This is a genomic window from Actinomadura sp. HBU206391 (assembly GCF_014323665.1).
Lineage (GTDB): Bacteria > Actinomycetota > Actinomycetes > Streptosporangiales > Streptosporangiaceae > Actinomadura_C.
This window is the reverse complement of record NZ_JABVEB010000189.1, coordinates 1-10,825: the sequence shown is the minus strand read 5'-3', so window position 1 is coordinate 10,825 and position 10,825 is coordinate 1. Positions and strand designations below refer to the sequence as shown.

The following is a 10,825-nucleotide window of genomic DNA, read 5'->3' as shown; positions in this document are numbered from 1 at the left end:
TCGGTCTGCCGCACCTCGACCTTGCGCGGCTTGGCCCTCTCCAGCACCGGGATCCGCACCGCGAGCACGCCGTTGGAGTAAGCGGCCTCGATCTGGTCGGCGTCAAGGTGCTCCGACAGATATACGCGCCGGCTGAACGTACCCATCACACGCTCGCGGACGAATACCCGCTCATCGTCCTCGTACGCCTCCTCGCGACCGGCGCCCACGCTCAGCACGCCACGGTCGACGGTGACCTCGATCGAGTCGGGGTCGATTCCGGGAAGGTCGAAGCGCAGGACCACGTCGTCCTTGCGGCGGACGCCGTCCATCGGCATGACGGCCGCGCTCGACTGAGCGGTCTGACGGGTGAGCCGGTCGAACTGGCGCTCGAACTCCTGCACGAACGGGTCGATCGACGTGAGCAGCATTGCCACCACCTCCGAAGATCATGGATCGTGTCGTTCCTTCGGTTCCCGCTAAGAGGAAACCTCTAAGTTGATTTGAAGGTTACCCTCCTGCTTAATGGCATGCAACCTAACGACGCGGCAACTATTTTCTTCCCTGTGGAAGCAAAGAGATGACTCGCGACAGCGGCAGAGGCCTCGCGAGCACGTCCGCATAGCAGGACCGGCGGGCGTGTCCAGAGCAGGCCCGGTCAGCGTCTCCGAGCAGGCCGGGTCAGCGTCCCGCGTAGAGCAGCTTCACCGCCCGTTCCGCCACCATGTCGACGTCGTCCAGTTCGCTGGCGTGACCGCCCAGACGAGAGAAGATCTCTGACGCCTCTTCGAATGCCTCGGACTGTTCGGACGTCCTCGGCTGGGCGAAGGCGATCTCCACATCGACGTCACGGGAGATCGGGATCGACCGGTCCTCCGAGTCGATGACCCGGGCCGACTCGCCCTCGCGAAGCCCGTCGATGACATAGCCCCACGCCTTGACCTGAACGGAAAGCTCCTCCAGGTCGGTGCGCTGGAAGGACCACCCCTGCGCAAGCTGGACGACACGGTCGCCGCCGGTGACGGCGAAGTCGACGGACGTGTGCACGTGACCGCCGACGAAGACCTGAACTCTCGGACGTACGAGATCACGGCTGATGTCGGCACGGTGGTAGGCGTCCCGGAGTTCGGCCAGCACGCGATGCCTGGTGATCGACTGTTCCCGGTGCTCGATGCCCGGATCGATGACCACCCGGTCGAAGAGGATCTCGAGCGCCTGTTCCGCGTCCTCGGCCAGGATCGGGGTGGGCCTCGTCAACTGCACCACATCCTGATGATCACGGTAGAGCCGCTGGAGCCAGGCCTCGTCGAGGCCGGACTCGCCGATGTCCTCCATCCGCTCGAGGTTCTCGTCGATCTCCGCGCCGGCCTCGGCCAGGAAGCCGTGCACGGCTTCGAGGGCGGTGGCGTCCGCGAGCCTCCGTGCACGGCTCTCGTCGCCCACCTGCCGCATCGACCAGTCGCCCGCGACGGGGTTCCCGGCGATGGCCGCGACATTGACGAACTCGCCGGTACGGGGATCCGGCATGCAACGCACCACCGAGTAGAGATAAACATCCATCTACGTGACCCCCTTTCACGCTGTTATCACCCCTACCCCTCACGCGCCGGTTAGTGCCTTCCCGGGTCCCGAAACAGCTTCCGGCCTGACGTCTCCGGCCTTGGTCCGATGGGGCTATCGCGCCATGTGAACAAGTGAATGGCGGCCCCCACCACTCGGGTGCCGACGTTCCCCCCCTCCCTCCCAGAACCGGGGGTCCCGCACACCCAGGATCAGACGATCCCGCCCGCGGACGGTCGCGAGAGTCGTCGCGGCACCGTTGCCGATCGTCAGGACCGGTCGCCAGGGCCGGGCAAAATGCCGATCTCCCACCACGACACACGTCACCCCTGCTGAGGCTGGGTGTGACGCAACCAGGATCGCCGCTCCGTTACGTCCTAGCTTGTGGAAATGGACGGTGACAGGCTCCTTGGTGATTTTCTTCGCGCTCGGCGCCAGGTCATGACTCCAGAACGGGCGGGGCTGACGCCCTTAGGCCGCCGCCGGACACCCGGTCTGCGCCGCGAAGAGGTGGCCATGCTGGCCGGGGTCAGCACCGACTACTACATCCGGCTGGAGCAGGGGAGGGAACGCCATCCATCGGCTCAGGTGCTCGACGCCCTGGCCCGGGTCCTCGAGCTCGACGCCGAGGCCACCGAGTACCTCCACGAGCTCGTCCGCCCCCGAGTGGGCAGGCGCGTGCCCACCGGCCCGGTCGAGCGCGTCAACCCGGAAGTGCTCCGGCTCATAGAGGCCTGGGACCGCACGCCGACCCTCGTGGTGAGCTTCCGGTTGGACATCCTGGCCGCGAGCAGGCTGGCCACCGTGGTGATGGAGGGGATGGAACACAACGAGAACCTGATCCGGCTGACCTTCCTCAACCCTGCGGCACCCGAGTTCTTCTTGGACTGGGAGCAGGAGGCTCGTGCCAATGTGGCCCACCTGCGCGCCGCGGCGGGCGCGAACCACAATGACCCGTTTCTTCTCGAGCTGGTCGATGAACTCTCGCTCGGCAGTGAGGAGTTCCGCCGTCTGTGGGCTCGCCACGACGTACGGGCCAAGCCTCATGAGTACAAACGCGTGCGTCACCACGAGGTCGGTGAGCTGATCCTCTGGCGGGAGAGGTTCGCGATCGAGAGCACCCCCGGGCAGTATCTCTTCGTCTACCAGGCCGAGCCCGGCAGCCCGTCCGAGAAGGCACTTGACCGGCTGCGCAGCCGCCTCACCGACGAAGAATGATCCACCGGTGGGCTCGACTTCCGCTTCTCACCGATCTCCTGGGCTGAAGCGAGAGCCCACCGGGCGCACCGAAATGATCGGGCGGGCGGCAGGTGGCTTCTGTCAGGGTTCGTGGGTGGACGCACCGAGAGAGCTGCGCGAGCTGGAGGATCGTTGGCGGTGTGGTGGCGACCCGCCTCGTGCCTGAGCATCAGGAAGGGGTTCCGGCTCTTGCCCTCTTCGGCACGAGGGTCCTCGTATCGGTCGCCTTCAAGTCCGGCCCACTCCGCGCGCCGAATCGGCGTGTACGACAGGAGGCCGGCTTCCGTCGTAGGCTCAATCTCGCACGTGATGGACGGGAGGCTGAGGTGGCCGAGACGAAGCTGACCGAGGTGACGGCCGAGACGATGGTGGCCGAGGTGTTGGCCGAGTTGGCCGGGCTCGAGGATCCGAAGACACGCGGGGTGAACGAGAAACACGGTGACGATCACGGTGTGAACCTCAGCAGGCTGCGCGCGGGTCGCGAAGCGGCTGAAGACGCAGCAGGAACTCGCGTGCCGGCTCTGGGAGACCGATGACACCGCGGCGAGACTGCTGGCGATCCTGATCTGCCGCCCGAAGGCGTTCGAGCGTGACGAGCTGGACGTCATGTTGCGCGAGGCGCGCACACCCAAGGTGCACGACTGGCTCGTGAACTACGTGGTGAAGAAGAACCCGCACTCCGAACAGCTGCGCCTGGCCTGGTCCGCCGATCCGGACCCAGTGGTCGCGAGTGCCGGCTGGGCGCTGACCACCGAACGCGTGACGAACAAGCCCGAGGCCCTCGACCTCGCAGGACTGCTCGACATCATCGAGGCGGAGATGAAAGACGCCCCGGAACGCCTGCAGTGGGCGATGAACCACTGCCTGGCTCAGATCGGGATCGATCACGCCGAGCACCGCACCCGTGCAATCGACATCGGTGAGCGCCTGGAAGTGCTCAAGGACTACCCGACTTCCCCGGGCTGCACGTCTCCGTTCGCGCCCATCTGGATCACCGAGATAGTGCGCCGACAGCACGATAAGTAGAAGGATCACGATCGTCCACAGCCGTCCGAGACCAACGTTTTGCCCTGCTCAAAGCTGTCCCGGATGCGCCGCCAACTCCTTACACGTCCACAGTTGTCCAGGGTCGTTGTCAGCATCGCGTAGCGACGCCGTAGGCGCCCTTGACGCGATCCGGTCCAACTGTGGTTGGGCGGGACGGAACCCGACGAGTGTTCCCCGGGAACAGGCTCTAAAGCGAAAGTTGCGGCCTTGCGCTTCGTGCGGAGATGTGACCACGTCAGTGATGCGGCTGCCCGCCGCGTAGTCGTTGTCGTCAGCGTTGTCGTCAAAACGCCCCGAGCGATCATACTCGAGGCGTTTTGGCTGTTCAGAGAAGTGGGCAGGGGCGAGGTCAAACCGCCGACCTTCCACTTTTCAGAAGTGACAACCACCCTGCTGCCGGCGTATCTGCCGAAGTGGGCGGCGGCCGGCGTAGGTCTATGGCTGTCGCCGCCATGTCTAGCCGGCACCGCCCATACCGCCGGCACCGCCGGCACCGCCGCGATTGCCGGTGCCGCCGGCACCGCCGGCACCGCCGGGATTACGGGCACCGAGCTTGGCGGCTTCCTCGGCCCTGCGCAGTGCCTCCGCTTCCTCGATCTGGCGCAGCACCAGGATGCGGCGCAGTGCCTCGGCATCGAGGTCGCCGGTGCCGTTATCGGAAGCCACCTGTTGAGCTACGGCGCTCAGGGCTTGGTCGCCGGCCAGCGTGGCCCAACCCACGGTCAGCGCGGCCGCTCCCGCAAAAGTCAGACCCGACATGGCAACCGTCACGCGCTTGGGGACTTCCATGGAATCGCCTCCTTGGAGAAATGTAGAGCTAGTGGGCTAAATTCGGTTTTCTGTGGAACATAAACGGCTTCGCGGCGGCATCTTGGTGTCGCGGACAACAATAAGCGTGTTAACTAACGTACTATCCGACTTATGCCGCATGTTCCACTAATGTCATCCCCGCGGCCAACCGCGCGAAACCGTCAAACGTGAGACTTGGTTGCCATCCGGTAGTCTCGGCATAAATGCTTTAGCCAAAAATAATAGAGGGTATCACTATCGCTTATATGTAACAAAATATGCGGATATGCCCGCTTTCGGGTTGAGGCTCTGGGTGCCCATTGGGGATCAGATCGCCCCTGACCTCGACGCCTACAGTGTGGCGAGGTGCGAGCGAATGGCGCGCACGCTCATCCCGCGCGCACAACGACAGCACCTGCTCGTTGAAGGCCGACAGCGAGGGCGCGCCGAGGGGAAAGGCCCCGCGTGCCTGCCCGCCACCGCTCACTTGCATACTGCGCAAGCGCCAATGACCTCCGCCACCCGTGCGTGTCCACGTGGCTCAACGGTGGACGCCCGGCCACCCGCAAGCCATCGGTGACAGCCGGACACAAGAACGGCCCCTGACCACGTATGTGCTGGTCAAGAGCCGTTTTGGCTGATCAAGGAAGTGGGCAGGGGCGGGGTCGAACCGCCGGCCTTCCGCTTTTCAGGGAGTACCGACCACCCTGCAGTGGTGCTGTCCGCCGAGGTCGAACGGTAGGTGGGGGTGTGCCGGCTACTGTCGACGGTTGCTGCTGTTGCTGTTACCGCTGCTGTCAGCTGTATGGCCGCGATGCTGTGGAGCCTGGATATCGAGGGCTTCCGTGCAAGTTTGCCGCCGGCTCAGCTTTGTTGCCGGACTTCCTTCCTGGAATTGCGGTTCGCGCGGCGCGCGTAAAATACACCCAAGAAATAGCGCAACAATGCGATATTGTCGACAACTGCTCCTGATTAAAGTGCCTCCGTCGAGACTGTCGACTCGACGCCAAGTCTCACATCCGGCAGTTTCGTCGGAGTAGGTCGCGGGGACGACGTAGTGGATCATGCGGCGTAATGTCAGGGACATCGAACACTTAACGCATTGCTCGCTGGACGGCAAAGTGTCGCCGCGAGGCGCAATTGCTTCGTAGAAATCCGATTCCGGTCCTTTCGTTCAGGTATTTTTCCAAAGGCGGTACGCTCCGAGACCAACTGTACGAAACCGTCAAACGTGAGACTTGGCTGCCACCTGACAGTCCCGACGAGGATGCTTTAGTTAAAGATAATAAACGATATTACTATTCGCGTTCTATGTGGCTATATATGTTATTTGCCTGCTTTCGGAGCTGAGATTCTAGGCGCCATTGGGGCAGCGATCTAGCGGGTGGTCGGGGGTGGGTTCCCATCCCTCCCCTCGGTTTGCGGCTGCACCGGCCGCGGTTGCTGTTGTGTGAGGTATGCGGAACGCCCCCGCCTGTCCGCCCTGGCCACCCAGCGCTCCTGGCGAAGCTGGTGCGGGAGTACAACAATCCCAAGACGGGGCCACGGCCGGCGGAATCGCTCCCGGCCGCCCGACTGCATGATCTCCGGCACGTGCACGCGACCTCGCTCCTGCTGGCCGGTGTGGCCGTCCACGTCGTTGCGGCCCGGCTCGGGCACGCTGATCCGGCGATCACTCTCCGGGTGTACGCGCACGTGATCAGTTCTCAGGTGACGCAGGCCGCCGACATCTTCGCCAGGGCGGTCGACGAGGCGGCATAGCGCCTGTTAGCAAACCAGTTGGCAAAAGGCCCCTTCCAAAGATCGGAAGGGGCCTTTGAGCTGGCGCAGCCGGAGGGATTCGAACCCCCAACCTCTTGATCCGTAGTCAAGTGCTCTATCCGTTGAGCTACGGCTGCAACGGGAGACGAGTGTACCGGTTGCCCGGGCACAACGACGAATCGGTTTGCGAGGCCGGCGCCGGGGCGCGCCCGTACGGCGTCAGGACGTGGCGTTGCCGGGGTCGGAGGAGGGCTTGGCGAGGTCGGGGGCGGCGCTGGTCGGCTGGGAGTGGCCGGCGGCACGCAAACGGCCCACCGGCGGCGGGTCGGCCTCGACGAGGAATGCCTGCGGGCTCGGCAACTCGTACATCTCATGGAGCCGGCGGCGTACCCGTTCCATGGGGTATTGGTCCGAGTAGATGGCGGCCTTGTAGATCACGCCTTCCATGACGCTGCGGAACATGACCTCTTCCAAGGCCGGGTCCACGGCGCCGCGGGCCGCGAACAGCTCCCGCAGCCCGTCCTCAAGGGCGATCAGCTTCGCCTGCTTCCGCCCCTCCACCTGCGCGAAGAGCCCATGGGTGGACGGGTGGATCATCAAGCTGAGCGCCAGCCGCTGAAGGGGGAGGGTCCTGGCCGTGGCGAGCAGTACGCGGTCAATGATCTTGGCGAGCCGCTCGTCGGGCGTTCCGGTCACATCGACGATCTCGGCGATGCCGTCGAGATTCCGGTCGAGCAGTTCCTCCACGAGCGCGAGCTTGTCGGGGAAATGGTAGGTGATCAGGCCGCGGGAGATGCCGGCACGGGCTGTGATGTCGGAGAACGTGGCGTCGTGGTAGCCCTTCTCGACCAAGACCTGAATCCCTGCGGTGAAAATCCGTTCCCGCAACTGCTCATGCATCTCTTGATCGACCTGTACCGACATTGTGCCCCTTTACTGGCGTCCGCCCTGGTCGGCGCGAGGTGGTGCTGCCTCGTGTCAGTTGCGGCGTGCGCCTACGACGATCAGGTGGCGGACGAGGCCGTGCGCACCGGCCCGGTAGCCGTGCCTGTAAATCCTTCGGCCCCGCCCTCAATCCCATGGCGACCCTTCCCATGGTGACCCTTATCGACAGTACAGACACCAAATGAAAAAGGGCAACCAGTAGCCGGAAGAGGCGGGAGAGCCCAAAGGACACTCTTGGTCAGATGCTGTTCCGCCATACGACGGTTAACGGCAAGATCGCAGCCGTAGTGTCGAGCCGCATTCCGACCTGGAGGTTAGTACATGTCCCATGTCACGAAGCGCGTCCTGGCCGGCGGCCTGGCCGTCATCACGGCGGCAGGTGCCTACGTCGGCCTCACCGGCGGCAGCGCCCCCGCGGTCGCCGATCAAGGCGCCCGCGCCCCCATCGTGATCGGTCACCGCGGCGCGAGCGGCCTGCGGCCGGAGCACACCCTGAGCGCCTATAAGGTGGCGATCTCGCAAGGCGCCGACTACATCGAGCCCGACGTCGTCTCGACCAAGGACCACAGGCTGGTCGCGCGGCATGACAACTGGCTCGCCGACACCACCGATGTCGAGAGCCACCCCGAGTTCGCCGACCGCAAGAAGACCAAGACCATCGACGGCGTCACCCGGACGGACTGGTTCAGCGAGGACTTCACCCTCGCCGAAATCCGTACGCTGCGCACCGAGGAGCGGATTCCGGCGCTGCGTCCGAACAACGCGGTCTTCAACGGAATCGACACGATCCCGACCGTCGAGGAGGTGCTGCAGCTCGCCCGCGCCAACAAGGTCGGCGTGTATCCGGAGACCAAGCACCCGACGTACTTCGACGGCATCGGGCTTTCGCTGGAAGAGCCCCTGGTGGCCCTGCTGAAGAAGTACGGGCTCGACGACCGCAATGACAAGGTCTTCATCCAGTCGTTCGAGACCGCGAACCTGCGGGCGCTTCGTCCCAAGACGAAGGTGCGGCTGATCCAGCTGATCGACGCCGCCGGCGCTCCGTACGACTTCGTTGCGAACGGCGATCCCCGTACCTATGACGACCTGGTCAAGCCGTCGGGCCTGCGATTCGTCGCCTCCTACGCCGACGGCATCGGCGCCAACACGGCGCGGATCGTACCTGTGGACGCCACGGGAAGGCTCGGTGCGCCCACCTCGTTGATCCGTGACGCCCACAACCTCAGGCTGGACGTCCACACCTGGACGATCCGCGGGGAGAACCAGCAGCTGCCGGCCGACTTCCGCCAGGGCAACCCGAGTGCCCCCGGCTACGAGCGGGCGATCGGAGACGTGCCCGGCTGGCTGGCCAAGCTGTACCGGCTCGGCGTCGACGGCGTCTTCTGCGACGACCCCTCGACCGGGGTGTCCGCTCGTACCGAGGTGTTCGGCTCCTGACCCCGATGCGTGACGGATGGAACCGTACGGGTCATCACGACACCTAAGTGGCCTATGAGACGGAACTCTTACTCGTCTCGTCCGGGTCCATCCCCCTATAAGGAGATCATTCCGATGCGTGGAACTCCCGCCCGTGTCCTCGCCGTCCTTGCTCTCGGTGCCGCGGTGGCCTCGACGACCGCCTGTCTTCCGGGAATCGGCGGCGGCGACACGAAGGCCGCATGCGACAACATGAAGACGGAACTCGCGGGGATTTCCAGCAAGGCCCAGGGGATGATCAGCAATCCGACGGCGCTCTCCCAGGTCTACACCGACGCCGCCAACAACATCCGTGCCGAAGGGGCGAAGGCGGGCGGCGACGTCGAGGCCGCGGGCAACACCGTCGCCACCGACCTCGAAGGCCTGGCCAACACCCTGCGGCAGGCCGCGTCCGGCAACCCCCAGATGCCGGACGCCAACGCGCTCATCAGCTCCAGCACGAGGCTGAAGGCTGCCTGCGAGTAGTGGCCACGGCCCTGATGCCCGCTCGCTGACGCGCTCCCCGGCCTCCCGGGACGGGGAGCGCGTCACGGCGGGTCCCCGCCGCCCCCGTACATCGCCACGTCTCAGCTAGGCGCCGCGGGCGGCGCCGCGCGAGGTGCGGAGCCCATCGCGAACGCGCAAGCAGATCACCCGGCATTTCACCCGAGATCGACTTCTCGGACACGCTCTCCGCGGCGCGCTTTGCCGGGTGGCCCGCGGACCGGTAACCTGTGTGCGGCCTGATGGCATCCAGGAGGATTCGCCTAGTCCGGTCTATGGCGCCGCACTGCTAATGCGGTTTGGGTTTACCGCCCATCCGGGGTTCAAATCCCCGATCCTCCGCTTCACTAGCGGCTCCTCCGATGAATCGATCATCGGAGGAGCCGTTTTCGCGTCCGGCGCGCCCGACCTCGCCGAGTCACCTGCCGCTGTGGCGCCGGAGGTCGTCAAGGCACAGATGGCGGCGATCGGGCCACCTGAAATAGCCATGTTCCGACGCGGGTTGTCGCTCATGACCGGTCGAAAACGAACGCGGAGGTACGGCATGGAGCTCGGACCAGTCGGAATCTGGAGCATCGGGCTGCGCTCGGAGGATCAGCAAGCGCGCGGCGAGATCACCGAAGCGGCCGCGGAGCTGGAGGAACTCGGTTACGGGGCGATCTGGCTCGGCGGCAGCCCCGGCATCGAGCACGCCGTACCGCTGATCGAGGCCACCTCGCGCATCGTGGTCGCCACCGGGATCCTCAGCATCTGGCAGTACGCGGCGGAGGACGTCGCCGCACAGCACAATGCGCTGGCCAAGAGCGATCCCGGACGTTTCCTCCTCGGCCTGGGCGTGAGCCACGGGAAGCTCGTCGGCGACGACTACCGGCGACCGTACGGCGCGATGATGGACTACCTCGACCGGCTCGACGCCGCGGAGATGCCCGGGTCGGAACGGGTGATCGCCGCGCTGGGCCCGAAGATGCTCGCGGCCTCCCGCGACCGCGCGGCGGGTGCGCACCCGTATCTCGTCCCGCCCGAGCACACCCGGACGGCACGGGAGGTCCTCGGCGCCGGCCCGCTGCTGGCACCCGAGGTCAAGGTCGTGCTCGACACCGACACCGACCGGGCGAGAGCCATCGCTCGTGGGCATCTGGCCATGTACCTCCAGTTGCCCAACTACACAGAGAACCTGCTGCGCCTCGGCTTCGCCGAAGACGACCTGCGCGACGGCGGCAGTGACCGGCTCGTCGACTCGGTCTTCGCCTTGGGCGACCTGGACGCCGTACGCGAGCGAGTCGCCGCACACCACGAAGCCGGGGCCGACCACGTCACACTCCAAGTGATCACGGCGGACCGGACACAGCTGCCCCGCCGCGAATGGCGTGAGCTCGCCGCCGTCGCACGGGAGTCGTAAGGCCCACCGAACCGGCCGACGCCCGGCAGGGTCCGGGCCGATTACGACCCTTGGCTCATCCGGGCCTACCTTGGTCGTCGCGCCGAGCTGACCGGTCGTCGACGCCATGATCTCCAAAGGTCACCCGGGCCGCTGGGGACCTGGCAG

Annotated in this window: 11 protein-coding genes and 2 tRNA genes; 8 read left to right on the top strand and 5 right to left on the bottom strand. The window is 65.5% G+C overall.

The genetic code is table 11. From position 1 onward, the window contains the following. Both HKK72_RS30310 and HKK72_RS30305 read right to left on the bottom strand, forming a co-directional pair. A partial coding sequence (locus HKK72_RS30310) for an Hsp20/alpha crystallin family protein (protein WP_187237861.1) occupies positions 1 to 410 on the bottom strand: 410 nt, incomplete at its 3' end. Between the two features lie 250 nt (positions 411 to 660). Beyond that, positions 661 to 1,539, bottom strand: coding sequence for a DUF3037 domain-containing protein (locus tag HKK72_RS30305; protein ID WP_187237860.1), 879 nt, complete (start codon positions 1,537 to 1,539; stop codon positions 661 to 663). Between the two features lie 390 nt (positions 1,540 to 1,929). Here HKK72_RS30305 and HKK72_RS30300 point away from each other — a divergent pair, with 390 nt between their 5' ends. The 3 genes from HKK72_RS30300 to HKK72_RS30295 all read left to right on the top strand — a co-directional run bounded on the left by HKK72_RS30300 (position 1,930) and on the right by HKK72_RS30295 (position 3,804). Further along, positions 1,930 to 2,757 carry a helix-turn-helix domain-containing protein gene (locus HKK72_RS30300; protein WP_187237859.1) on the top strand — a complete coding sequence of 276 codons (828 nt, stop codon included), beginning with the start codon at positions 1,930 to 1,932 and terminating at the stop codon, positions 2,755 to 2,757. A gap of 347 nt (positions 2,758 to 3,104) precedes the next feature. Further along, positions 3,105 to 3,314 (top strand): hypothetical protein, encoded by a 210-nt coding sequence (locus HKK72_RS41590; RefSeq protein ID WP_261987350.1) that lies wholly within the window; start codon positions 3,105 to 3,107, stop codon positions 3,312 to 3,314. Continuing rightward, a complete protein-coding gene (locus HKK72_RS30295) occupies positions 3,268 to 3,804 on the top strand; it encodes a DNA alkylation repair protein (protein WP_261987352.1) in 537 nt (178 codons plus the stop codon). Before HKK72_RS41590 ends, HKK72_RS30295 begins: the two co-directional genes overlap by 47 nt. A gap of 477 nt (positions 3,805 to 4,281) precedes the next feature. Here the strand turns inward: HKK72_RS30295 and HKK72_RS30290 are convergent, their stop codons facing one another. Next, on the bottom strand, positions 4,282 to 4,614 hold the full coding sequence (locus HKK72_RS30290) for a hypothetical protein (RefSeq protein WP_187237858.1): 333 nt from the start codon (positions 4,612 to 4,614) through the stop codon (positions 4,282 to 4,284). 1,512 nt (positions 4,615 to 6,126) lie between these two features. Here HKK72_RS30290 and HKK72_RS30285 point away from each other — a divergent pair. Further along, positions 6,127 to 6,375, top strand: a complete 249-nt coding sequence (locus HKK72_RS30285; protein ID WP_315987523.1) for a tyrosine-type recombinase/integrase — start codon at positions 6,127 to 6,129, stop codon at positions 6,373 to 6,375. A gap of 61 nt (positions 6,376 to 6,436) precedes the next feature. Here HKK72_RS30285 and HKK72_RS30280 read toward each other — a convergent pair. Together HKK72_RS30280 and HKK72_RS30275 are read right to left on the bottom strand one after the other, a co-directional pair. After that, a tRNA-Arg gene (locus HKK72_RS30280) sits at positions 6,437 to 6,512 on the bottom strand. A gap of 82 nt (positions 6,513 to 6,594) precedes the next feature. Beyond that, complete coding sequence (locus HKK72_RS30275; RefSeq protein ID WP_187237857.1) at positions 6,595 to 7,299, bottom strand: TetR/AcrR family transcriptional regulator; 705 nt, start codon at positions 7,297 to 7,299, stop codon at positions 6,595 to 6,597. A gap of 342 nt (positions 7,300 to 7,641) precedes the next feature. Here HKK72_RS30275 and HKK72_RS30270 point away from each other — a divergent pair, with 342 nt between their 5' ends. The 4 genes from HKK72_RS30270 (at position 7,642) to HKK72_RS30255 (ending at position 10,678) form a co-directional block, all read left to right on the top strand. Next, a complete protein-coding gene (locus HKK72_RS30270) occupies positions 7,642 to 8,757 on the top strand; it encodes a glycerophosphodiester phosphodiesterase (RefSeq protein WP_187237856.1) in 1,116 nt (371 codons plus the stop codon). Between the two features lie 114 nt (positions 8,758 to 8,871). Next, positions 8,872 to 9,261 carry a hypothetical protein gene (locus HKK72_RS30265; protein WP_187237855.1) on the top strand — a complete coding sequence of 130 codons (390 nt, stop codon included), beginning with the start codon at positions 8,872 to 8,874 and terminating at the stop codon, positions 9,259 to 9,261. A gap of 270 nt (positions 9,262 to 9,531) precedes the next feature. Continuing rightward, positions 9,532 to 9,621 (top strand) — tRNA-Ser (locus HKK72_RS30260). Positions 9,622 to 9,823: 202 nt separating this feature from the next. After that, the gene (locus HKK72_RS30255) at positions 9,824 to 10,678 is read left to right on the top strand and encodes an LLM class F420-dependent oxidoreductase (RefSeq protein WP_187237854.1); all 855 of its coding nucleotides are present in this window, start codon (positions 9,824 to 9,826) and stop codon (positions 10,676 to 10,678) included. Positions 10,679 to 10,825 lie beyond the last annotated feature (147 nt).

Bases quoted from the DNA above. Each gene is read 5' to 3' on its own strand.
- HKK72_RS30305 (WP_187237860.1), bottom strand. From the start codon at position 1,539: ATGGATGTTTATCTCTACTCGGTGGTGCGTTGCATGCCGGATCCCCGT.
- HKK72_RS30300 (WP_187237859.1), top strand. From the start codon at position 1,930: ATGGACGGTGACAGGCTCCTTGGTGATTTTCTTCGCGCTCGGCGCCAG.
- HKK72_RS30290 (WP_187237858.1), bottom strand. From the start codon at position 4,614: ATGGAAGTCCCCAAGCGCGTGACGGTTGCCATGTCGGGTCTGACTTTT.
- HKK72_RS30275 (WP_187237857.1), bottom strand. From the start codon at position 7,299: ATGTCGGTACAGGTCGATCAAGAGATGCATGAGCAGTTGCGGGAACGG.
- HKK72_RS30270 (WP_187237856.1), top strand. From the start codon at position 7,642: ATGTCCCATGTCACGAAGCGCGTCCTGGCCGGCGGCCTGGCCGTCATC.
- HKK72_RS30265 (WP_187237855.1), top strand. From the start codon at position 8,872: ATGCGTGGAACTCCCGCCCGTGTCCTCGCCGTCCTTGCTCTCGGTGCC.
- HKK72_RS30255 (WP_187237854.1), top strand. From the start codon at position 9,824: ATGGAGCTCGGACCAGTCGGAATCTGGAGCATCGGGCTGCGCTCGGAG.